The sequence below is a fragment of the Pseudomonas sp. 50_B genome (assembly GCF_017491625.1).
GTDB lineage: Bacteria > Pseudomonadota > Gammaproteobacteria > Pseudomonadales > Pseudomonadaceae > Aquipseudomonas > Aquipseudomonas danubii.
On the sequence record NZ_JAFGYX010000003.1, the window covers coordinates 1 to 21,721 of the forward strand.

At 65.3% G+C, this 21,721-nt stretch carries 17 protein-coding genes; 6 read left to right on the forward strand and 11 right to left on the reverse strand.

Annotation, left to right across the window (positions count from 1 at the left end; all coding sequences use genetic code 11):
• Nucleotides 1-28 precede the first annotated feature (28 nt).
• Nucleotides 29-2,116, forward strand: a complete 2,088-nt coding sequence (locus J5M73_RS05465; protein ID WP_102865237.1) for an EAL domain-containing protein — start codon at nucleotides 29-31, stop codon at nucleotides 2,114-2,116.
• 9 nt (nucleotides 2,117-2,125) lie between these two features.
• Here J5M73_RS05465 and J5M73_RS32045 read toward each other — a convergent pair whose 3' ends face one another.
• Nucleotides 2,126-4,561 carry a hypothetical protein gene (locus tag J5M73_RS32045; protein WP_347709942.1) on the reverse strand — a complete coding sequence of 812 codons (2,436 nt, stop codon included), beginning with the start codon at nucleotides 4,559-4,561 and terminating at the stop codon, nucleotides 2,126-2,128.
• A 285-nt stretch (nucleotides 4,562-4,846) separates the two neighbouring features.
• On the opposite strand from J5M73_RS32045, the gene J5M73_RS05475 reads away from it, so the two are divergent.
• Both J5M73_RS05475 and J5M73_RS05480 read left to right on the forward strand, forming a co-directional pair.
• Nucleotides 4,847-6,025 (forward strand): NnrS family protein, encoded by a 1,179-nt coding sequence (locus tag J5M73_RS05475; RefSeq protein ID WP_180988628.1) that lies wholly within the window; start codon nucleotides 4,847-4,849, stop codon nucleotides 6,023-6,025.
• 92 nt (nucleotides 6,026-6,117) lie between these two features.
• Complete coding sequence (locus J5M73_RS05480; RefSeq protein WP_207815076.1) at nucleotides 6,118-7,086, forward strand: sensor domain-containing diguanylate cyclase; 969 nt, start codon at nucleotides 6,118-6,120, stop codon at nucleotides 7,084-7,086.
• A gap of 62 nt (nucleotides 7,087-7,148) precedes the next feature.
• On the opposite strand, the gene J5M73_RS05485 is transcribed toward J5M73_RS05480, so the two are convergent.
• From J5M73_RS05485 to gloB, 9 genes are all read right to left on the reverse strand, one after another.
• On the reverse strand, nucleotides 7,149-8,081 hold the full coding sequence (locus J5M73_RS05485; protein ID WP_243433678.1) for a hypothetical protein: 933 nt from the start codon (nucleotides 8,079-8,081) through the stop codon (nucleotides 7,149-7,151).
• Between the two features lie 113 nt (nucleotides 8,082-8,194).
• Nucleotides 8,195-8,989, reverse strand: coding sequence for an enoyl-ACP reductase FabI (gene fabI / locus J5M73_RS05490; protein ID WP_060839053.1), 795 nt, complete (start codon nucleotides 8,987-8,989; stop codon nucleotides 8,195-8,197).
• A 22-nt stretch (nucleotides 8,990-9,011) separates the two neighbouring features.
• Nucleotides 9,012-10,622 carry an ABC transporter ATP-binding protein gene (locus J5M73_RS05495; protein WP_102865234.1) on the reverse strand — a complete coding sequence of 537 codons (1,611 nt, stop codon included), beginning with the start codon at nucleotides 10,620-10,622 and terminating at the stop codon, nucleotides 9,012-9,014.
• 1 nt (nucleotide 10,623) lies between these two features.
• Nucleotides 10,624-11,643, reverse strand: a complete 1,020-nt coding sequence (locus J5M73_RS05500) for an ABC transporter permease (protein WP_060843442.1) — start codon at nucleotides 11,641-11,643, stop codon at nucleotides 10,624-10,626.
• 1 nt (nucleotide 11,644) lies between these two features.
• A complete protein-coding gene (locus J5M73_RS05505; protein WP_016964272.1) occupies nucleotides 11,645-12,718 on the reverse strand; it encodes a microcin C ABC transporter permease YejB in 1,074 nt (357 codons plus the stop codon).
• 1 nt (nucleotide 12,719) lies between these two features.
• Nucleotides 12,720-14,570 (reverse strand): extracellular solute-binding protein, encoded by a 1,851-nt coding sequence (locus J5M73_RS05510; RefSeq protein WP_102865233.1) that lies wholly within the window; start codon nucleotides 14,568-14,570, stop codon nucleotides 12,720-12,722.
• The gene (locus J5M73_RS05515) at nucleotides 14,567-16,396 is read right to left on the reverse strand and encodes an extracellular solute-binding protein (RefSeq protein ID WP_102865232.1); all 1,830 of its coding nucleotides are present in this window, start codon (nucleotides 16,394-16,396) and stop codon (nucleotides 14,567-14,569) included. The genes J5M73_RS05510 and J5M73_RS05515 overlap by 4 nt, the downstream gene beginning before the upstream one ends.
• 245 nt (nucleotides 16,397-16,641) lie before the next feature.
• A complete protein-coding gene (locus tag J5M73_RS05520) occupies nucleotides 16,642-18,069 on the reverse strand; it encodes a transglycosylase SLT domain-containing protein (protein ID WP_102865231.1) in 1,428 nt (475 codons plus the stop codon).
• Nucleotides 18,070-18,168: 99 nt separating this feature from the next.
• Complete coding sequence (gene gloB, locus J5M73_RS05525) at nucleotides 18,169-18,936, reverse strand: hydroxyacylglutathione hydrolase (protein WP_102865230.1); 768 nt, start codon at nucleotides 18,934-18,936, stop codon at nucleotides 18,169-18,171.
• A 65-nt stretch (nucleotides 18,937-19,001) separates the two neighbouring features.
• Here gloB and J5M73_RS05530 point away from each other — a divergent pair, with 65 nt between their 5' ends.
• Both J5M73_RS05530 and rnhA read left to right on the forward strand, forming a co-directional pair.
• Nucleotides 19,002-19,760 (forward strand): methyltransferase domain-containing protein, encoded by a 759-nt coding sequence (locus J5M73_RS05530; RefSeq protein WP_102865229.1) that lies wholly within the window; start codon nucleotides 19,002-19,004, stop codon nucleotides 19,758-19,760.
• Nucleotides 19,761-19,868: 108 nt separating this feature from the next.
• The gene (gene rnhA, locus J5M73_RS05535; RefSeq protein WP_102865228.1) at nucleotides 19,869-20,318 is read left to right on the forward strand and encodes a ribonuclease HI; all 450 of its coding nucleotides are present in this window, start codon (nucleotides 19,869-19,871) and stop codon (nucleotides 20,316-20,318) included.
• A gap of 5 nt (nucleotides 20,319-20,323) precedes the next feature.
• On the opposite strand, the gene J5M73_RS05540 is transcribed toward rnhA, so the two are convergent.
• Entirely contained in the window at nucleotides 20,324-20,647 is a 324-nt protein-coding gene (locus J5M73_RS05540) for a DUF2388 domain-containing protein (RefSeq protein ID WP_102865227.1), read from the reverse strand.
• 180 nt (nucleotides 20,648-20,827) lie between these two features.
• Here J5M73_RS05540 and dnaQ point away from each other — a divergent pair, with 180 nt between their 5' ends.
• Nucleotides 20,828-21,577 carry a DNA polymerase III subunit epsilon gene (gene dnaQ / locus J5M73_RS05545; protein ID WP_102865226.1) on the forward strand — a complete coding sequence of 250 codons (750 nt, stop codon included), beginning with the start codon at nucleotides 20,828-20,830 and terminating at the stop codon, nucleotides 21,575-21,577.
• The last annotated feature ends 144 nt before the right edge of the window (nucleotides 21,578-21,721 follow it).

Sequence of the window (21,721 nt, forward strand, 5' to 3'; positions counted from 1 at the left end):
GGCATGCAGTGGCAGAGGGGAGAGGTTGATGCGGCAACCGAGGTTCAAGCTGTTTTTCACCCACCGCCTGGCGCTCCTGGCGGGCGCCGAGTCCTTGCGTTCGATACGTGAGGGGCTGCTCTGGCTGTTGCCCTGTCTGCTGGTTTCGGCGGTATTCCTGATACTGGCCCAATGCGCCCAGGCCCTGGGGGCTCCCAGTACCCTGGTGGACTTGCTGGCCGGGCTGCACAAGCGCATCAGTTCGATCATCCCCTTGCTGGTGGCGGCGTCCATCGGCTACATGCTGGCGATCCAGTACCGCTTGCCCCAACTGCCGGTGGCCTTTCTCTGTCTGTCCCATGTGGTGATCGCCATCTATCTGCTGCGGGACTATCCGCTGGCGTCGGCGACCTTCGTGCTGTTCATTGCCATTGCCTCGCCTCTGGTCAATGTCCCGGTCATGGCCTGGCTGCATCGCCGACGCTGGACACGGCTGGTGGACGAGGGGCTGGTGGGGCACAACCTCAAGGGCACCATCAATATGGTGCTGCCGGGGGTGCTGACGTCCCTGGTGCTGGTGGCGGTGCTGCAGTCGCTGTTGCAGGTCCACGACTTTGCCTACGTGCAAGGCCCGATCGACATCGACAGCCTGGACTATCCCTACTTCAACGCGATCCTTTTGACCACGACCAACTCCCTGCTGTGGTTCTTCGGCATTCACGGCACCTACGCCATGCAGCCGTTGATGGAGGTGATGGATCAGGCGGTGGCCCTCAATGCCGCCGATCACGCTGCCGGGCAGCCCCTGCGCTATGCCCTCAACAGTGGCTTGCTGGGCTGTTTCGCCTTCATCGGCGGTTCCGGCGGCTCCCTGGCCCTGGTGCTGGCGATCCTCGGTTTTTCCAAGAGCCGTTCCATGCGCCTGCTGGCGCTGGCGAGCCTGGCGCTGTCGCTGTTCAACGTCAACGAACTGCTGCTGTTCGGCCTGCCGATCATTCTCAACCCGCGCCTGCTGGTGCCCTTCATGCTGGTGCCCATGGTCAATGCCTGCCTGGCCCTGCTGGTGGTGCAGCAGGGCTGGGTGAGCCCGGCGCTGGTCAGCGTGCCCTTTACCTCACCGGTGCTGCTCAATGCCTACCTGAGTACCCAGGGCGATTGGGGCGCGGTGCTCCTGCAACTGGTGCTGCTGGGTGTCGGTACGCTGATCTACACGCCTTATGTGCGCAGCATCCAGCGCCAGGGCGAAGGCAGCGAGCAGGTATACCTGAAGGCCTTCGACGCCACCTTCCATAGCCTTGAGGAGCGGGGCCGGCTGTTGGAGCTGGACCCGATGGTGGCGGCCTACAAACAGGCGGCCCAGCAGTCCTTGCAACTGGCGCGGATCCAGCAGTTGAGCGGCTACGACTTCCACCTGGAGTATCAGCCCCAGGTGGCCAAGGGCAGTGGTCTGTGTACGGGGTGCGAGGCGCTGATCCGTGCCCGGGATGCCCAGGGGCAGGTCAAGTCGCCCTGGGAGCTGCTGCAATGGCTGGGGCAGGCCGGGCTGATGCCCGAGGTGGATTTCTGGGTGGCGTCCCAGGCGGTGCGCCAGCACCTGGCCTGGAGCAAGATCGGGTTCGAGTTGCCCATCACCATCAATATCTCCAGCGCCACCCTGGCCTCGGCGGAACATGGTCGGCGCCTGCTGGAGATTCTGGCCCGGGCCCATGGCCAGGTGTCGGTGGAAATCACTGAGGACGCTCTGGTGGGGGATGCGCTGCTGACCCAGCAATGGATCGGCAAGCTGCATGCCCTGGGGGCGCGGGTCTATATCGACGACTTCGGCACCGGCTTCTCGGCCTTGAGCTACCTGCATCAGTTTCCGGTGGACGGGATCAAGATCGACCGCAGCTTCGTCCTGGCCCAGCGCGAGCCCAAGGGTGCCCAGGTGCTCAACGGTCTGCTGCGCTTTTGCGAGACGCTCAAGCTCAAGGTGGTGGTGGAAGGGGTGGAAACCCGGGAGCAACTGGACTTCCTGCAATCGAGTTCGGAGCTGATCATCCAGGGCTGGTACTACAGCAAGTCCCTGCCCGGGGAGCAGATCCCCGGTTTTGTCAGCCAGCGGGCGCGCAGCGCCCTGGCCGCCCGCGAGGATTGAGGCGCCGCTTCAGGCTGCGGGACCAAACGCCGGATGTTCCGGGCGCGCCAGGGCCTGCCAGGCGCCGGCCAGGTGCGCGTCGGCGGCGAGCAGCCACAGGCCCTGATGGGGCTCCAGGGCCTGGGCGGGCAGGGCGAGCAGCTCGGCCAGGGGCAGGCGCAGGCTGCGGCCCGGATCGGCGTCGTCCGCGGCCTGCCAATCCCGTTCGAACAGGCGCAACTCCAGGTCCTGGTGGTCGAAGTGCCGCAACAGCGGCCGGTGGCGCAGCCATTGCGGTGCGATGCGCAGGCTGCGCTGGTGCACGTCCAGCAGCAACAGCTGCCAGGCGCGGTGGCCGTCCTCGACGTCGAGGCGCAGCCGGGTCAGGGCCAGGTAACGGCCATCGGCGGACCAGATCAGCGACGGTGCCAGGTCCGTCAGGGCGCAGCCGCTGGCGGTGAGCAAGTGGCCGCCCAGGCGCGGGCTGCCTTCCCGCAGCCAGCTGTCGGCGTATTCGGTTTCGCTGCCGAACAGCCACGCGGCATCCCGGCCGTCGGGGGCCGGCTGGATGAAGTCGCCTTCAGCCACCGCGGCCTGGGGCCGGTCCACCAGGCGCCAGTCGGGCAGCGGCAGCAGCTGCTGCTCGGTGATCTGCAAGCGCTGGCGTTGGTAGCACAGCTGGGAGCCGTCTTGCTCGGCGCAGAACGCGGCAGCGTCGTCGGGTGCCGGCGCGGGCTGATTGAAGCGTTGCAGGGGGCTGCTTGGCAGGTCCTGGTCGAGGCGGCCGACGATCACCGCCAGGCTCAACTGGCCATGGCGCAGGTCCAGCAGGCGCGCCGCCAGCAGCGGCGGGCTGTGCAGCAGGCGTCGCTGTTGCAGGTCGGCCACCACCGCCCGGTCGCTGACCAGGGGAAGCCGGGCAACAGGCAGCAGGGCCAGGTAGCGCCGGCAGTCGGAAACCCGATGGTCCAGCCGCCAGCGCCCGGGCAGTTGCCAGTCGCCGATCCGGCAGGCGTAGGCGCCCAGGCCGTGTTCATCGTCGGCCAGCCAGCTGAACAGCGCCCGCTGGCCGTCCAGCAGCGGCTCCGACTCGATCTGGCTGTCACCGCGCTGGCCGCCGCTGTCCAGGGGCTGGCGCACTCGGGTCCGCACCAGGGGCAGCGGCGCGACCTGCAGGCAACCTTCGGGGTCGTGGCCGACGCCGGTCTCGGTGTCGCTGTGGATGCTGTGCAGGCGATAGCCGTAGCGGCCCCGGTCGGCTTCGGCGCAGTCCAGGTAGGCCGCGTGGCGCAGGTAGTGGCTATCCAGCTCCAGCAGGGGGCCGGGGTAAAAGGAGGGGTCCGCCGGGCTGGCGACCCAGGGCGCCGGCAGCGGGCGCCAGCCGTGGTCTGCCTGCCACAGCCAGGTCGCGGCCAGATCGGGTTGTTGTTCCTCGCGGGCGCTGCAGGCCAGGGAGCGGCTGTCGCGGCTCCAGCAGCGGGGGCTGTCGGCGCCGATCAGCAGGCCAGTGGGCTGGCCGTCCAGGCTCAGTTGGTAAGGCGGTGCCCGCAGGGGTTCCAGGGGTTGGGGCAAGTCTCGCAAGCAACGGGGCAGGAGCATCCGCGCCTGGAGCCGGTGACGTCCGTCCGGGGACTGTTCCTCGAAGCTCTGCCGGGCCAGGCTGTCGACCCAGGCACCGGGCTCCAGCCACAGATCGGCCACCGCCAGCAGGTCGATCGCTTCGGCGCCCTCCAGCAGCGTGGTCAGGCTGGCATGGCGCGAGCCGTTGTCCACCAGGGGGCTGTGCCGCCCGCTCAGGCGCTCTTCGCTGAAGGCGTCCAGCTCCCAGAATTCGCTGTGGTCGCAGCGGTACAGCCGGCGCAGCGAGCGATCGAGGATCGCCAGGCCCCAGCGTTGCCGCGATGGCAAGGGCGCCGCGAAGTAGCGTCCATCGCTGGAGAAGCGCGCCGACGACCCCAGTCCTTGCAGCAACACGCCGTCCGGAAACAGGTAATCGCAATAGGTGGGGCCGCCCATGGCGATCTCGCCCTGGTTGAACACCCGGATCGGCAGGCCTTCCGGGGTGCTCTGCGGTTCGCTGCCGCCCCAGGCGCTGGTGCTGGCCGCGGGGGCCTGGACCAGGCCCAGGCGGCGCTCCAGGTGGCTGATGGTGCCCATGCCAACCAGGATGCTGGCGAAGGCTGCGGCGATGTCCCAGTACGCCGGCAATGCCCGCCCCAGGCTGAAGCCCAGGCCGAACACCGCGCTGATCATCAGCCGTGCCATGGCGCGGCCGGTGCGGGGCCAGCCCAGGCGAGCCGCCAGGACCATGCCGGCGGCGCAGCCCAGCACCACGGCCAGGGCCAGGGGCGGCGGCAGCACGGTGACCAGGAAGATCGGGATCAGCAGGGCGCTCAACTGCCAGAGCAGTTCCTGCAACAGGCGCGACAGGCTTTTTTCGGATGGGGCGCTGGGACGGGAGGGCACCGGGGACATCCTTGTGGCGTAGGGGGATGGCAAGGGCTGCCAATCTACGCCCTTGGGCGGAAAAACGCAGCTCGCAAAACCGAGTCGAATTGACCTGTTCTGTGGTCGTTATGACCTGATTTTTTTCGGGTCATAAAGACTCGGTACGGCTGGCGGCCGCGGTTTTACCGGGCGGCGGTCTTGGCATGAAACCTGATGGGGCTGATGCATCGCTGATTGGCCAAGGAGTTCCGCGCATGATTCGTCGCTGCAATTCGCCGTTGCCTGTCCCGAGCCAGGGGAGGGATGCCTGTGTCGCTGCCTGAACGTTGGCGGCAATGGGCCGCGCAGCCGCTGTGGAGCCTGGGCTTCCGGCCGTTTTTCCTCGCCGGAGCGGCGTTTGCCTGCCTCGCCCTGCTGGGCTGGGGCCTGTGGCTGCACGGCGGCTGGAGCGGCCGCCAGCCGCTGGGCGGCATGCTGGCGTGGCATCGGCACGAGATGCTGTTCGGTTTTGCCGTGGCGATCATCGCCGGGTTTCTGCTGACGGCGGTGGCCAACTGGACCGGGCGCCCGGCACTGAGTCGCACGCCGTTGATCCTGTTGTGGCTGCTCTGGCTGCTGGCGCGGCTGGCCTGGTGGCTGGCGCTGCCGCTGCCGTTGTTCCTGGTGCTGCAACTGGCCTTCATGCCGGCGCTGGCTGCGGTGGTGGGGCATGAGCTGTGGCGTGCGGGCAAGCGCGACAACTACCCCATGGTGCTGATCCTGGGCCTGTTGACGCTGTTTCAGGGGCAGACCCTGCTGGGCCTGCTGGCGGCGCAGGAGCTCTGGCAGCGCCACGGCGAGCTGGGGGCGCTGTGGCTGGTGGCGGCCCTGATGACGGTGATCGGCGGTCGGGTCATTCCGTTCTTCATCCAGCGCGGGCTCAATCGGCCGCCGGCGCCACCGGCTTCGCCCTGGCCCACCCGGGTGTTGCTGCTGGGCAGCCTGCTGGCGGCAATCTCCATGGCCCTGGGCGGTGGTGACGCGCCACGGCCCTGGCTGGCAGCGTTGTTCGCAGTGCTGGCAGTCCTGCATCTGTGGCGCCTGTGGCACTGGCACCAGCCGGGGCTGTGGCGGCTGCCGCTGCTGTGGTCGCTGTACCTGGGCTACCTGTGGCTGGCGCTGGCCACCCTGGGCATGGCGCTGTGGCACCTGGGCGGTCTGTCGTCGCAGAGTCTGGTGACCCACGCCCTGGCGCTAGGCGGCCTCGGCGGGCTGGTGCTGGGCATGATCGCCCGGGTCAGCCTGGGCCATAGCGGCCGGCCGCTGCAGGTGACCCGGGCCATGGTCGGGGCCTTTGCCTTGCTGTTCCTGGCGGCCCTATGCCGGGTGCTGCTGGTGCCGTTCAGCGCCCTGGGCCTGGGGATTTCGGCGCTGCTGGGCGCCTTGGCCTTTGCCCTGTTCGTCGGCGGCTACGCGCGGATTCTGTTGACTGCGCGGCTGTGACAGGCCGCGATCGAGGACCGCCAGCCGCCTCGCCAGGGGCTGGCGGTAAAACTGGACTACGCTTGCGGTCTTAGCCGCGAATGGAGTCCGCGATGTTGTATCCCCGCAAACCCAGTGATGAGGCCCGGCGAGTCCAGACCCTGCGCGAGCTGAATGTGCTCGACACCTTGCCGGAGGAGCGTTTCGACCGGGTGACCCGGCTGGCCAAGCGCCTGTTCAATGTGCCCATTGCCCTGATCAGCCTGGTGGACGGCGACCGTCAGTGGTTCAAGTCCGCCGCGGGGCTGGAGGCCAGCCAGACCTCCCGGGACATTTCGTTTTGCGGCCACGCGATCCTGGATGACCAGATCTTCATGGTCCGCGACGCCGAGTGCGACGAACGTTTCCAGGACAACCCACTGGTCACCGGCGAACCGCGGATCCGTTTCTACGCCGGTTGTCCCCTGAGCGTGCCCAATGGCAGCAAGCTGGGCACCCTGTGCCTGATCGATACCCGGCCCCGGGACCTGGACGACGAAGAGCGAGCCCTGCTGCGAGACCTGGCCCGCATGGCCGAGCAGGAACTGGCGGCCGTGCAGATGGCCAGCATGGACGAGATGACCCTGCTGTCCAATCGGCGCGGCTTCGAAGCCCTGGCCCGGCATGCCCTGGCGGCGTGCACGCGTCTGGACAAGTCGGCGACCCTGCTGTTTTTCGATCTCAACGAGTTCAAGCGGATCAACGACAGCTACGGCCATGCCGAAGGGGACGGGGCCTTGAAGACCTTTGCCGATGTGCTGCGCATTGCCTTTCGCGAGAGTGATGTGATCGGCCGCCTGGGCGGCGATGAGTTCGTGGCCCTGCTGACGGGGGCCAGCAGTGTCGAAACGTCGGCGATCATGGCGCGCCTGCGGGAGATCCTCGATGAGCGCAACGCTTCCCTGAAACGCGGCTACGACATCCGCTTCAGCGTCGGCCAGATCGAATACGACCCCGAGCGCCACGCCGGTATCGAAGCGCTGCTGGCCGATGCCGACCAGGCCATGTACCTGCACAAGCAGGCCGGCAAGCGCAGCCACTGAATCTGCTGCCGGCAAGGCCCGCGGCGTGGAGCGGGGCTGCAACCCAAGGCGCTGGCCGGCCGCTACGGCCCGCGCTCGATGGCCGGTGGCGCATAGCCTTCCTCGAGGGTCACCCCGGCGGCCCTGGCGCGGGTTTCCGCTTGCGAGCGCCGCTGCTGCAGGGCTTGCAATTGAGCCGGGAGCAGGGTTTTCCAGTGTGCTCGCTGGTGCTCGGCAAAATGACTCGCCCAGAACCTGTCCAGGGACATCAGGTTGACGCTGATCAGGTAGACAGCGGTTTCCAGGGGCGCGCTTTTCGAGTCGTAGCGCAGGGCCCGGACATGGGCGATGAAGTTGCCCTGATAGAGATACCAGTCATAGAAGGTGCCGACGGCGAGCCATTCTTCCAGGCTCATTTCACGCTTGGCATCGAACAGGGGATGGCTGAGCGGGGTCATGCCCAGGAGGCTCTCCTGCCCGTCGAGCTTGTGCCATTGGGCGCCGGGTATCCGCGGGTCTGAAGGGAAGTAGTAGGTTTGCCAGCCGGCGCTCTTCAAGTTCCCGATGAGGCGATAGATCAGGTCCTTGTTCTGCTTGTGCGTGCTGTTGTCCGGCAGGCCGCGCAGGTCGATGTTCAATGCCTGGATGTGGTTCGAGACCTGGCCATCCACGGTCATGCTCAGCCCGGACACCTGATCCAGCTCCAGCGTGCCCTCGGGCTGGGAAAGGCTCAGGTCAAGGAGCGCGCCTTGGCGATCGGCTTCATACCAGCACATGTCGACCGCCTCCAGGCAGTCGGCGCCAAAGCGTACCGGGCTGTTTGCAATGACCTCGTCAACCGTTGCGGCCAACGGGATGTGCAGGCTGGCGACTGTGTCGGTCAGGCGATTGGGCTGGGTGTCTTGAGGCTTGTCGCAGCCGGCGAGAAAGATCACCAGCAGCAGGCACGGCAGCTTGATGCCGGGCGATTTCAGCGGGCGAGCAGACGGCCGGGTTTTCCATGGGGTTCTTTGCATCGGGCATCCGTGAGGGGCAGCTATCTGCACTGCGGCCGGTGAGCCTGGATCGGCGATCAGCCGGTGTCGCGGCGCTGCGACGAGGGCCTGAGGGCCCTCGCCACAGCCGGGAATCATTCGTCGAGGTTGCCCATGGCGGTGGTGTTGAAGCCGCCGTCGACGTACATGATCTCGCCGCTGATGCCCGAGGCCAGGTCCGAGCAGAGGAAGGCCCCGGCGTTGCCGACTTCCTCGATGGTGACGTTGCGCCGCAGCGGGGTCTGGGCTTCGTTGGCCGCCAGCATCTTGCGGAAGTTCTTGATGCCCGAGGCGGCCAGGGTGCGGATCGGCCCGGCGGAGACCGCGTTGACCCGGGTGCCTTCCGGGCCCAGGGAACCGGCCAGGTAGCGCACGCCGGCTTCCAGCGAGGCCTTGGCCATGCCCATCACGTTGTAGTTGGGCATGGTGCGCTCGGCGCCCAGGTAGGACAGGGTCAACAGGCTGCCGTTGCGGCCCTTCATCATGTCGCGGCCGGCCTTGGCCAGGGCCACGAAGCTGTAGGCGCTGATGTCGTGGGCGATGCGAAAGCCTTCGCGGGTGGTGGCGTCGGTGAAGTCGCCTTCGAGCTGATCGCCGGGGGCGAAGCCCACGGAGTGGACGATGCAGTCCAGGCCGTCCCAGTGCTTGCCCAGCTCGCTGAACACCTGGGCGATCTGCTCGTCGCTGGCCACATCGCAAGGGAAGCACAGCTCGGCGCTGGAGCCCCAGCCGGCGGCGAACTCCTCGACCCGGCCCTTGAGTTTTTCGTTCTGATAGGTGAATGCCAGCTCGGCGCCTTCACGGTGCATGGCGGCGGCAATGCCGGAGGCGATCGACAGCTTGCTGGCGACACCGACGATCAGGACACGCTTCCCAGCTAGAAAACCCATAAGTGGCTACTCCTGTTGCAGGTTATTGGGTGTGTGCCGGAGCCAGGAAGGCGGCTTCCAGCAGTTGCTGTGTGTAAGGGTGTTGCGGGGCGCCGAAGATTGCCTGGGCGTCCCCTTGTTCCACCACCTGGCCGTGCTTGATTACCATCAACTGGTGGCTCAGGGCCTTGACCACTGCCAGGTCGTGGCTGATGAACAGGTAGGTCAGGTTGTACTTGCGTTGCAGGTTGCGCAGCAGTTCCACCACCTGGCGCTGCACGGTGCGGTCCAGGGCCGAGGTCGGCTCGTCCAGCAGGATCAGCCGCGGCTTGAGCACCAGGGCCCGGGCGATGGCGATGCGCTGACGCTGGCCACCGGAGAATTCGTGGGGGTAGCGGTGCCGGGTGTCCGGGTCCAGGCCCACTTCCTTGAGCGCTTCGATGATCGCCTGTTCCTGCTCCTGTTCGCTGCCGATCTTGTGGATGCGCAAGCCTTCGCCCACGATCTGGCTCACGCTCATGCGCGGGCTGAGGCTGCCGAAGGGGTCCTGGAACACCACCTGCATTTCCCGCCGCAGCGGCCGTACCTGTTGCTGGCTCAGGGCGTCGAGCTGCTGGCCTTCGAAACGAATGCCGCCCTGGCTGGCGATCAGGCGCAGGATCGCCAGGCCCAGGGTCGACTTGCCCGAGCCGCTCTCGCCGACGATGCCCAGGGTCTGGCCCTGGGGCAGGCTGAAGTGGATGCCGTCCACCGCCTTGACGTGATCCACGGTGCGGCGCAGCAGGCCCTTCTTGATCGGGAACCAGACCTTGAGGTTGTCCACTTGCAGCAACGGCGGGCCGACTTCATTGCTCGCCGGCAGGCCGCTGGGCTCTGCGGCCAGCAGTTCCCGGGTGTAGGGGTGCTGCGGCGCGCGGAACAGCTCCTCGCAGGACGCCTGCTCGACGATGCGGCCTTTCTGCATGACACAGACCCGGTGGGCAATGCGCCGCACCAGGTTCAGATCGTGGCTGATCAGCAGCAAGGCCATGCCCAGGCGCGCCTGCAGTTCCTTGAGCAGTTCGAGGATCTTCAACTGCACGGTGACGTCCAGGGCGGTGGTCGGCTCGTCGGCGATCAGCAGCTCCGGCTCGTTGGCCAGGGCCATGGCGATCATCACCCGTTGCCGCTGGCCGCCGGACAGTTCGTGGGGCAGGGCCTTGAGGCGCTTGTGTGGCTCGGGAATGCCCACCAGTTCCAGCAGTTCCAGGGTGCGCCTGCTGGCGACCTTGCCGGTCAGGCCCTTGTGGATGCCCAGCACTTCGTTGATCTGCTTCTCGATGCTGTGCAGCGGGTTCAGCGACGTCATGGGCTCCTGGAAGATCATGGCGATGCGGTTGCCGCGAATGTGGCGAATGGTCTTTTCCTTCAGGGTCAGCAGGTCGTGCCCGGCGTACTGGATGCTGCCGGACGGGTGCTGGGCCAGGGGGTAGGGCAACAGGCGCAGGATCGAGTGGGCGGTCACCGATTTGCCGGAGCCGCTTTCCCCTACCAGGGCCAGGGTTTCGCCGCGCTTGATGTCGAAGCTGATGCCTTCCACCACGCGCTGGCACTGGGCGCCGGCGACGAATTCCACCGCCAGGTCGCGGACTTCGATCAGAGTGTCCTGGGTCATGTCATTTCCTCGGGTCGAAGGCATCGCGGGCGGATTCGCCGATAAACACCAGCAGGCTGAGCATGATCGCCAGCACGGCAAAGGCACTGATGCCCAGCCACGGCGCCTGCAGGTTGGACTTGCCCTGGGCCACCAGCTCGCCCAGGGACGGCGCCCCCGGCGGCAGGCCGAAGCCGAGGAAGTCCAGGGCGGTGAGGGTGCCGATGGCCCCGGTGAGGATGAAGGGCATGAAGGTCATGGTGGAGACCATGGCGTTGGGCAGGATGTGGCGGAACATGATGGCGCCGTTCTGCATGCCCAGGGCCCGGGCCGCACGCACGTATTCCAGGTTGCGCCCGCGCAGGAACTCGGCGCGCACCACGTCCACCAGGCTCATCCAGGAAAACAGCAGCATGATCCCCAGCAGCCACCAGAAGTTCGGTTGCACGAAACTGGCGAGGATGATCAGCAGGTAGAGCACCGGCAGCCCGGACCAGATTTCCAGGAAGCGCTGCCCGGCCAGGTCCACCCAGCCGCCGTAGAAGCCCTGCAGGGCGCCGGCGATGACCCCGATGATGGAACTCAGGATGGTCAGGGTCAGGGCGAACAGCACCGAGATGCGAAAGCCGTAGATGACCCGGGCCAGCACATCGCGGCCCTGGTCGTCGGTGCCCAGCAGGTTGTCCGCCGAAGGCGGCGCCGGGGCCGGCACCCGCAGGTCGTAGTTGATGCTCTGGTAGCTGTAGGGGATCGGTGCCCAGAGCACCCAGGCGTCCTTCTGTGCCAAAAGCTCGCGGATGTACGGGCTCTTGTAGTTGGCTTCCAGGGGGAATTCGCCGCCGAAGGTGGTTTCCGGGTAGCGCTTGAGGGCCGGGAAGTACCAGCCGCCTTCGTAGTGCACCACCAGCGGCTTGTCGTTGGCGATCAGCTCGGCGCCCAGGCTGAGGATGAACAGCACCAAAAACAGCCACAGCGACCACCAGCCGCGCTTGTTGGCCTTGAAGCGTTCGAAGCGCCGGCGATTGAGGGGGGACAGGTTCATCTCAATGCTCCCGGCTGTCGAAGTCGATGCGTGGGTCGACCAGGGTGTAGGTCAGGTCGCCGATCAGTTTCACCACCAGCCCCAGCAGGGTGAAGATGAACAGGGTGCCGAACACCACCGGGTAGTCGCGGTTGATCGCCGCCTCGAAGCTCATCAGGCCCAGGCCGTCGAGGGAGAAAATCACCTCCACCAGCAGGGAGCCGGTGAAGAAGATGCCGATGAAGGCCGAGGGGAAGCCGGCGATCACCAGCAGCATGGCGTTGCGGAACACGTGGCCGTAGAGCACCCGGCGCTGGGTCAGGCCCTTGGCCTTGGCGGTGACCACGTACTGCTTGTTGATCTCGTCGAGGAAGCTGTTCTTGGTCAGCAGGGTCATGGTGGCGAAGTGGCCGATCACCAGGGCGGTGACCGGCAGCGCCAGGTGCCAGAAGTAATCGAGGATCTTACGCCCCCAGCTCAGCTGGTCGAAGTCGTTGGAGGTCAGGCCGCGCAACGGGAACCAGTTGAAATAGCTGCCGCCGGCGAACACCACGATCAGCAGGATGGCGAACAGGAAGGCCGGGATCGCGTAGCCGACGATGATCGCCGAGCTGGTCCAGACATCGAAGTGGCTGCCGTGGCGGGTGGCCTTGGCGATCCCCAGGGGGATCGACACCAGGTACATGATCAGGGTGCTCCACAACCCGAGGGAGATGGACACCGGCATCTTTTCCTTGATCAGGTCCACCACCTTGGCGTCACGGAAGAAGCTGTTGCCGAAGTCCAGGGTGGCGTAGTTCTTGATCATGATCCACAGGCGTTCCGGCGCCGACTTGTCGAAGCCGTACATGTGCTCGATTTCCTTGATCAGCGCCGGGTCCAGGCCCTGGGCGCCGCGGTAGCTGGAGCCGGCCACCGAGACTTCGGCGCCGCCGCCGGCGATGCGGCTGGTGGCGCCGTCGAAGCCTTCGAGCTTGGCGATCATCTGCTCCACCGGCCCGCCGGGGGCGGCCTGGATGATCACGAAGTTGATCAGCAGGATGCCCAGCAGGGTAGGGATGATCAGCAGCAGTCGGCGAACGATATAGGCCAGCATGTCATTGCTCCCTGTCGGCCGCGGCCGCCTGGTCCGGGGCCGGTTCTACGGCGGGCTTGGCATCGGGCTTGATCCACCAGGTGTTGATGCCGATGTCGTACTTGGGCGCGACTTGCGGGTGGCCGATGTGATCCCAGTAGGCCACGCGCCAGGTCTTGATGTGCCAGTTGGGGATCACGTAGTAGCCCCATTGCAGGACCCGGTCCAGGGCCCGGGCGTGGGCCACCAGGCTGGCGCGCGAATCGGCGTTGATCAGGCTTTCCACCAGGCTGTCGATGGCCGGGTCCTTGAGGCCGATGTAGTTGCGGCTGCCGGGCTTGTCGGCGCTGGAGGACATCCAGAACTCGCGCTGCTCGTTGCCCGGGGAGTTGGACTGGGGAAAGCTGCCGACGATCATGTCGAAGTCCCGCGAGCGCACCCGGGTGATGTACTGGGACACATCGACCCGGCGAATCACCAGGTCGATGCCCAGGTCGGCCAGGTTGCGCTTGAACGGCAGCAGCACCCGCTCGAACTCGGTCTGGGCCAGGAGGAACTCGATCACCACCGGTTTGCCCTGGGCATCCACCATCTTGTCGTCGACGATGCGCCAGCCGGCTTCCTGCAGCAGTTGGTAGGCCTGGCGCTGCTGGGCGCGGATCATTCCGCTGCCGTCGCACTGTGACGGCGCAAAGGCTTCGTTGAACACCTGCTCGGGAATCTTGCCGCGCAAGGGTTCGAGGATGGCCAACTCGTCAGGGCCCGGCAGGCCGGTGGCGGCCATTTCCGAGTTCTCGAAGTAGCTGCGGGTGCGGGTGTAGGCACCGTTGAACAGCTGCTTGTTGCTCCATTCAAAATCCAGCAGCAGGCTCAGGGCGTGGCGCACCCGCACATCCTGGAACATTGGCCGGCGGGTGTTGAAGACAAAGCCCTGCATGCCGGTGGGGTTGCCGTTGGCGATCTGTTCCTTGATCAAGCGGCCCTGGGCCACGGCCGGGGTGTTGTAGGCGTTGGCCCAGTTCTTCGCGCTCATCTCCAGCCAGTAGTCGAACTGGCCGGCCTTGAGGGCTTCCAGGGCTACGGTGTTGTCGCGGTAGTAATCGCTGGTGATCACGTCGAAGTTGTAGAAACCGCGGTTCACCGGCAGGTCGCGGCCCCAGTAGTCCTTGACCCGCTCGTAGCGAATCGAGCGTCCGGCCTTGACCGCGGTCACCCGGTAGGGGCCGCTGCCCAGGGGCACTTCCAGGTTGCTCTTGGCAAAGTCGCGGCTTTCCCACCAGTGCTTGGGCAGGACCGTCAGCTGGCCGAGGATCAGCGGCAGTTCACGGTTGTTGCTGTGCTTGAATTTGAACAGCACCCGCAGCGGGTCTTCGGCGATCACCTGGTCGACGTCGGCGTAGTAGCCGCGGTACAGCGGCGAGCCGGCGCTCATCAGGGTCTGGAAGCTGAACACCACATCCTCGGCACGAATCGGCTGGCCGTCATTGAAACGCGCTTCCGGGCGCAGGTAGAAACGCACCCAGCTGTTGTCCGGGGCTTTCTCGATCTTGCCCGCCACCAGCCCGTACTCGGTGAAGGGCTCGTCCAGGCTCTGGGCCATCAGGGTGTCGTAGATCAGGCCGATGTTCTGCTCGGGCACGCCTTTGCTGATGAAGGGGTTGAGGCTGTCGAAGCTGCCGAAACCGGCCATGCGGAAGGTGCCACCCTTGGGCGCATCGGGGTTGACGAAGTCGAAGTGCTGGAAGTTCGCCGGGTATTTCGGCGCTTCGTTGTACAGGGTCAGGGCATGTTGCGGCGCAGCCTGGGCACAGCAGGCGATGACGCCGAACAACAGGCCGCTGGTGCGCAGGAGCAGGGCACGCAGAGGCATCATTGGGGACTCTCCAGGGACTTCAGCCACCAGGCGTTCAAGCCCAGGTTGTAGGGCGGCGTGGTGACCAAGGCGAACCGGTTACGGTAGGCCAGTCGGTGATAGTTGAGGTACCAGTTGGGAATCATGTAGTGCTGCCACAGCAGCACCCGGTCCAGGGCGCGGCCGGCGGCCAGTTGCTCGTCGCGGCTCTGGGCGGCCAGCAGTTGCTCCAGCAGGTGATCGACTATGGGGTTGTTGATGCCTGCATAGTTCTTGCTGCCCTTGACCGAGACCTGGCTGGAGTGGAAGTACTGCCATTGCTCCAGGCCCGGGCTCAGGGTCTGGTTGAGGGTCATGAGGATCATGTCGTAGTCGAACTGGTCCAGGCGCTGCTTGTATTGCGCCCGGTCCACGGTACGCAGGCGCGCGTCGATGCCGATGCTGGCCAGGTTCTCCACATAGGGCTGGAGAATGCGCTCCAGGTTGGGATTGACCAGCATCAGCTCGAAACGCAGCGGCTGCCCCGCGCTGTTCTGCAGGCGCTGGCCGTTGAGCTTCCAGCCGGCGTCGGCCAGTAGCCCCAGGGCGCGGCGCAGGGTCTCCCGGGGGATGCCGCGGCCCTCGGTGCGGGGCAGGCTGAAGGCCTGGGTGAAGAGATTGGGGGGCAGTTGCTCGCGGTAGGGCGAGAGCAGCAGCCATTCGTGCCCCACCGGCAGGCCCGTGGCGGAGAATTCACTGTTGGGGTAGTAGCTCAGGGCGCGCTGGTAGGCGCCGCTGAACAGGGTGCGGTTGGTCCATTGGAAGTCGAACATCAGGCCCAGGGCCTCACGCACCCGCACATCGGCGAAAGTTCCGCGGCGGGTGTTCATGAACAGGCCCTGGGTCTGGGTGGGGATCTGGTGCGCCACCTGGGCCTTGATCACCTCGCCGCGATTGACCGCGGGGAAGTTGTAGCCGTTGGCCCAGTTCTTGGCCTGGTGCTCGATGTAGATGTCGAACTCGCCGGCCTTGAAGGCTTCGAAGGCGACGTCGCTGTCGCGGTAGAACTCCACCTCGACCCGGTCGAAGTTGTTGAAGCCGCGCTTAACCGGCAAGTCCTTGCCCCAGTAGTCCTGGACCCGTTCGAACACCAGTTGGCGTCCGGGCTGGACCTGGGTGATGCGATAGGGGCCGCTGCCCAGGGGCGGGGTGAAGGTGGTGGCCTTGAAGTCGCGGTCTTTCCAGTAGTGCTGGGGCAGGACCGGCAACTCCCCCAGGCGCAGGATCAGCAGCGGGTTGCCGGCGCGCTTGAAGACGAAGCGGATGCGTTGCGGGCCGAGGATATCCACCCGCTGCACCTCCTGCAGGTTGGTGCGGTACTGCGGGTGGCCTTCCTTGAGCAGCAGGCGGTAGGAAAACGCCACGTCATAGGCGGTGATCGGCTGGCCGTCGTGAAAGCGTGCCTCGGGGCGCAGGTTGAACACCACCCAACTGCGATCCTCGCTGTATTCCACGGAGCGGGCGATCAGGCCGTAGCTGGAAGTGGGTTCATCGCCGGAGGGCGCATAGAGGCCGGTGCCCACCATCAACGGCTCATTGAGCTCGTTGACGCCGTATTGCAGGAAGTTCGGCGTGGCGACCGGGCTGATGCCCTTGAAGGTATAGGGATTGAGGGTGTCGAAGGTGCCAAAGGCCATGACCCGCAAGGTGCCGCCTTTGGGCGCCACGGGATTGACCCAGTCGAAGTGGGTGAACTTGGCCGGGTACTTGAGCGTGCCAAACTGCGCATAACCATGACTTTCAGTGATCGTTGCGCTTGCGGGAAAGCTCAAGGCCAGACTGATGAAGAACAGAAGGAGGGGACGCATCGAGTCAGAGATCCGATCCAGGCGGCTTGGGCTTTGTGCTCCGTACAGTAACAGCTTGTATCAGCAGGAAAAAGCGCGCTTTTTCTGCGGCTGGTGTAGCCAGGGGGCTGGCTCCCGTTGGGGCGTGCAGCGCCCCTTGATTCAGGCGCCGCGTGACTTCAGATACCCCCAGCTTTCAGGGCTTGCCGGTGCTGCGCACTGGAGCGCAAGCCCACTGCCTCGCTACAACGAGCCGGGTTGCCCCGTCAGTGCGGCAGGTAGACCGTGAGCATCTGGCCCGGCTTGAGAGCCTGGGCTGCGCGCGGGTTCCAGCGCTTGAGGTGCTGCATTTCAACATTGAAACGCTTGGCCACGATGTACAGCGAGTCGCCTTGCTTGACCTTGTAGCGGGTCGATTTCTGCTTGCTGCTGGCCACGCTGGTTTTCTTGCCGGCGCTCTTGCGGGTGTCCTGCATCACCAGGGTCTGGCCGACCTTGAGGTTCTTGCCACTGAGCTTGTTCCAGCGTTGCAGGTCCTGCACATCCACCTTGTTGGCCTTGGCGATCAGGGTCAGGTTGTCGCCGTTCTTGACCCGATAGATGCGCTTGGGCCGCAGCGAGTCGCGGCCTTCGTCGCGGTCGAAGACCGGCTTGAGGGAGCGTTTGCTGATCAGCTCTTCGGGTTTCATGGTGGACAGGCTGGTGGTCAGCAGCTGTGCCTTGGACGTTGGCACCAGCAGGTGCTGGGGACCGTCGACGGTGGTGCGCTGCTTGAACGCCGGGTTGAGCTGGAACAGCTCGTCCTCGTCAATGTTGGCCACCGCCGCGACCTTGGACAGGTCCATGCGCTGGTTGATTTCCACCACCTGGAAGTAGGGTTCGTTGGCGATCGGGTTGAGATTGACGCCGTAGGCTTGCGGGGCCAGCACCACCTGGGACAGGGCCAGCAGCTTGGGTACATAGGCCTGGGTTTCCGTCGGCAGCGGCAGGTTCCAGTAGTCGGTGGGCAGGCCGAGCTTCTCGTTACGCTCAATGGCCCGGCTGACCGTGCCTTCGCCGGCGTTGTAGGCGGCCAGTGCCAGCAGCCAGTCGCCGTTGAACATGTCGTGCAGGCGGGTCAGGTAGTCCAGAGCCGCGGTGGTCGACGCGGTGATGTCGCGTCGGCCATCGTAGAAGCGGGTCTGGCGCAGGTTGAAGTAGCGACCGGTGGCCGGGACGAACTGCCAGAGTCCCACCGCATCGGCCCGGGAATAGGCCAGCGGGTTGTAGGCGCTTTCGATGACTGGCAGCAGCGCCAGTTCCAGCGGCATGTTGCGCTCTTCGAGACGTTCGACGATGTAGTGGATATAGAGGCTGCCGCGCTCGCCGGCGTTTTCCAGGAAGGAAGGGTTACTGGCGAACCACAGGCGCTGTTGTTCAATACGCGGGTTGACGCCCTGGCCTTCTTGCAGTTGGAACCCCTGGCGCATGCGTTCCCAGACATCCTGGGGGACTTGCGGGCTTGGCTGGTTGCTCAGCCAGATGGGTTTCTGCTTGATGCGGGCGTTGAAATTCTGAGTGTGTGTCGCGTCGCTCTGCGGGGCATGACCGGTGCTTTGGCAGCCCGCAAGAGTCGCTGACACAGCTACCGCGATGGCCTGGGCCAAGCGCGTCAATGCGTCTGAACTGATGGAATAACGAATAGATGACGACATTGGCTGGAAGTAAGTTCCGGGCAAAAATGTCGGGCGATTCTAGAAAGCACCTGGGGTGCGGTCAACCATTCAGAATTTTTGTGCCAACAGTTGGCCGGCTTAGAACTTATCTTTCCAGGCCCTCAGGGCCGCAAAGACCGCACTCTGGGACGGGTTATCCTGGCCATTCCGTTCGTCCGCTTTTTGTTTAACGGATGTTTCACCGGTACGTAAAAACGGGTTGGTCAGTTTTTCCAGGGCCAGGGTTGATGGCAGGGTCATGCGCCCTTGCTCGCGCATCTGCGCGACCTTTTCCAGGCGCTGGGCAATGTCCGGGTTGGTGGGTTCCACTGCCTGGGCGAAGCGCAGGTTGCTCAGGGTGTATTCGTGGGTGCAGTAGATCAGGGTGTCGTCCGGCAGCGCGGCGAGGCGGCTGAGGGAATGGTGCATCTGCTCTGGGGTGCCTTCGAACAGACGCCCGCAACCGGCGGCGAACAGGGTGTCGCCACAGAACAGCAGGCCGTGATGGTAGTAGGCAATATGCCCCAGGGTATGGCCCGGTACGGCAAACACCTCGAAGTCCCAGCCGAGGATGTTGGCGTGGTCGTTGTCGTTCAGGGCCACGTCGCGTCCGGGGATCTTTTCCTGTGCCGGGCCGTAGACCGTGGCGCCACTGTGCTGTTTCAGGTGCTCGACACCGCCGACATGATCGTGGTGATGGTGGGTCACCAGGATGTCGCTCAGGCTCCAGTCCGGGTGCTGTTCCAGCCAGGCCAGTACCGGCGCCGCATCCCCGGGATCGACGACGGCGCAGCGCTGGCTGCGATGATCTTGTAACAACCAGATGTAGTTGTCGGTGAAGGCGGGCAGGGCACTGATCTGTATCATCTTTGGATTCGCCAAGCGGAAAACAATGGCGCATCTTAGAACTTCTTGGCGTGTTGGAGAATGCAATGACCGATAAAGCCTTCGCTCAGGCAGATCCCGACTGGCTGGCCCTGATCAGTGCGGCCCGGGACTGGTTGTCCGGTCCTCTGGGGCAGTTTCTGCTGGATGAAGAGCGACGCATGCTTGAAGAAGAGCTGGGGCGTTTCTTCGGCGGTTACCTGGTGCATTACGGGCCCTCGGCGCAGACCCCGCCGGCGGCGCCCCAGGTGCAACGCAACGTACGCCTGGGCGCGCCGTTGCCCGGGGTCGAGATCGTCTGTGAGGAGCAGGCCTGGCCCCTGAGCGAACATGCCGCCGATGTGGTGGTGCTGCAACACGGTCTGGATTTCTGCCTGTCGCCCCACGGCCTGCTGCGCGAGGCGGCCAGCAGCGTAAGGCCCGGCGGCCACTTGCTGATTATCGGTATCAACCCCTGGAGCACCTGGGGCCTGCGCCACGTCTTCGCCCATGACGCCTTGCGCCAGGCCCGCTGCATCTCGTCGTCGCGGGTGGGCGACTGGCTCAACCTGCTGGGGTTCGCGCTGGAGAAACGCCGCTTCGGGTGCTATCGTCCGCCGCTTGCCTCGCAGGCATGGCAGGCACGATTGGCGGGCTGGGAGCGCAAGGCCGGGCAGTGGCAACTGGCCGGCGGCGGCTTTTACCTGCTGGTGGCGCGCAAGATCGCCGTCGGTCTGCGCCCGGTGCGCCAGGTGCGACGCGAACCCATGGGCAAGCTGTTGCCACTGCCCATGGCCAAGGTCAATCGCCGTAACAGCGAACCCTGACGACCTGCAGCAACCTTCTTTTTATATGGACCGGCCGAGTGACCTCGGCCCTGGGCGCTGTCGACCGCAATCGGCAGGCCACTGGCAATTTTCTGATGGAAGGCGTGGATGAGCGATAGCGTAGAAATCTTTACCGACGGTGCCTGCAAGGGCAATCCCGGCCCTGGTGGCTGGGGCGCTTTGTTGGTGTGCAAGGGGGTCGAGAAGGAACTCTGGGGCGGCGAAGCCAACACCACCAATAACCGCATGGAACTGATGGCGGCGATTCGCGGCCTGGAAGAGCTCAAGCGCCAGTGCGACGTGTTGCTGGTCACCGACTCGCAGTACGTGATGAAGGGCATCAACGAGTGGATGGCCAACTGGAAGAAGCGCGGCTGGAAGACCGCAGCCAAGGAGCCGGTGAAGAACGCCGACCTGTGGCAGCAATTGGATGAACAGGTCAACCGCCACAACGTCACCTGGAAATGGGTGCGTGGCCACACTGGCCATCACGGTAACGAGCGTGCCGACCAGTTGGCCAACCGGGGTGTAGACGAGGTTCGCGGCTACAAGGGCTGATGGCGTTACAGGGTGAGGATCGCCGCAGCCAGTTGGGTATCGCTGTAGGGCGGGTTGTGCAGCACCTGGCGAATCCTCTGCAGCGCCGACTCCAGCTGTACGCCGCGAATCGTCCCGTTGCTGGCGATAAAGGCCGCGGCATCGCTGCGGGCTTGCAGGACGATCTTGTCGTCCTTGAACGAGCTGCTGATCCCGGCGGTGCCTTCGCTGCTGGTCAGCAGCCCGCTCATGCTCAAGTCGGTGCTGATCACCAGGCTGGTGGCCTGGCCGGGGTTGTTGAACAGACCGGCCAGCAGCAGGATTGGCAGGTAGCGCCGGAGGGTCGTCATGGCTGGGGAAGTCCGTGGGGAAGATCGGCGGCACCCTAGCAGGCGAGCCTTCGGCCCACCTCAGCAGCTTTACTAATAACTGTTAAAAAGTGCGCGGCAGCGGCGTGACCGGGGCGCGCACAGTCCATGGGCTGGGCATGCTAAAATCCCGCCCTTTGCCAGATTGAGAACGGACCACTGATGGCCAACAGATCTGTTGTACTCGATACCGAAACCACCGGTATGCCGGTGACCGACGGTCACCGGATCATTGAAATCGGTTGCGTCGAGTTGATCGGTCGGCGCCTGACCGGGCGGCATTTCCACGTTTACCTGCAACCGGATCGCGAGAGTGATGAGGGCGCCATCGGCGTTCACGGCATCACCAACGAGTTCCTGGTGGGCAAGCCGCGTTTCGCCGAAGTCGCCGATGAGTTCTTCGACTTTATCAAGGGCGCGCAGCTGATCATCCACAACGCGGCGTTCGACGTTGGTTTCATCAACAACGAATTCGCCTTGATGGGGCAGCACGAGCGGGCGGACATCACCCAGCACTGCACCATCCTCGACACCCTGATGATGGCCCGTGAGCGGCACCCGGGGCAGCGCAACAGCCTCGACGCCCTGTGCAAGCGCTACGGTGTCGACAACTCCGGCCGTGAATTGCACGGCGCCTTGCTCGACTCGGAGATCCTGGCCGACGTCTACCTGACCATGACCGGTGGCCAGACCAGCCTGTCCCTGGCGGGCAATGCCTCGGATGGCAACGGCTCTGGCGAAGGTGCGGGCCGGGCCTCGGAGATCCGCCGCTTGCCGGCCGAGCGGCCGCGGGGGCGGATCATCCGCGCCAGCGAAGCCGAGTTGGCCGAGCACCAGACGCGCCTGGAGATCATCGCCAAGTCTGCCGGCGCCCCGGCCCTGTGGACCCAGTTGCTCGAAAACCAACACTAAGCCGTTGTCGTCCGTGGCCCTGTAGCCACTGCCGCAGGCTGCGAACGGCTCCTTAGGAGATGCGGCGCTCTTGAGGGCGCTGGAGATTTGGCGGGAGATCGTCAAGCAAGGTCCTGCGGACCTTTTCGCAGCCTCGCCGTGGCT

Bases quoted from the DNA above. Each gene is read 5' to 3' on its own strand.
- J5M73_RS05465 (WP_102865237.1), top strand. From the start codon at position 29: ATGCGGCAACCGAGGTTCAAGCTGTTTTTCACCCACCGCCTGGCGCTC.
- J5M73_RS05475 (WP_180988628.1), top strand. From the start codon at position 4,847: ATGCCTGTGTCGCTGCCTGAACGTTGGCGGCAATGGGCCGCGCAGCCG.
- J5M73_RS05480 (WP_207815076.1), top strand. From the start codon at position 6,118: ATGTTGTATCCCCGCAAACCCAGTGATGAGGCCCGGCGAGTCCAGACC.
- J5M73_RS05485 (WP_243433678.1), bottom strand. From the start codon at position 8,081: ATGCAAAGAACCCCATGGAAAACCCGGCCGTCTGCTCGCCCGCTGAAA.
- fabI (WP_060839053.1), bottom strand. From the start codon at position 8,989: ATGGGTTTTCTAGCTGGGAAGCGTGTCCTGATCGTCGGTGTCGCCAGC.
- J5M73_RS05495 (WP_102865234.1), bottom strand. From the start codon at position 10,622: ATGACCCAGGACACTCTGATCGAAGTCCGCGACCTGGCGGTGGAATTC.
- J5M73_RS05500 (WP_060843442.1), bottom strand. From the start codon at position 11,643: ATGAACCTGTCCCCCCTCAATCGCCGGCGCTTCGAACGCTTCAAGGCC.
- J5M73_RS05505 (WP_016964272.1), bottom strand. From the start codon at position 12,718: ATGCTGGCCTATATCGTTCGCCGACTGCTGCTGATCATCCCTACCCTG.
- J5M73_RS05510 (WP_102865233.1), bottom strand. From the start codon at position 14,570: ATGATGCCTCTGCGTGCCCTGCTCCTGCGCACCAGCGGCCTGTTGTTC.
- J5M73_RS05515 (WP_102865232.1), bottom strand. From the start codon at position 16,396: ATGCGTCCCCTCCTTCTGTTCTTCATCAGTCTGGCCTTGAGCTTTCCC.
- J5M73_RS05520 (WP_102865231.1), bottom strand. From the start codon at position 18,069: ATGTCGTCATCTATTCGTTATTCCATCAGTTCAGACGCATTGACGCGC.
- gloB (WP_102865230.1), bottom strand. From the start codon at position 18,936: ATGATACAGATCAGTGCCCTGCCCGCCTTCACCGACAACTACATCTGG.
- J5M73_RS05530 (WP_102865229.1), top strand. From the start codon at position 19,002: ATGACCGATAAAGCCTTCGCTCAGGCAGATCCCGACTGGCTGGCCCTG.
- rnhA (WP_102865228.1), top strand. From the start codon at position 19,869: ATGAGCGATAGCGTAGAAATCTTTACCGACGGTGCCTGCAAGGGCAAT.
- J5M73_RS05540 (WP_102865227.1), bottom strand. From the start codon at position 20,647: ATGACGACCCTCCGGCGCTACCTGCCAATCCTGCTGCTGGCCGGTCTG.
- dnaQ (WP_102865226.1), top strand. From the start codon at position 20,828: ATGGCCAACAGATCTGTTGTACTCGATACCGAAACCACCGGTATGCCG.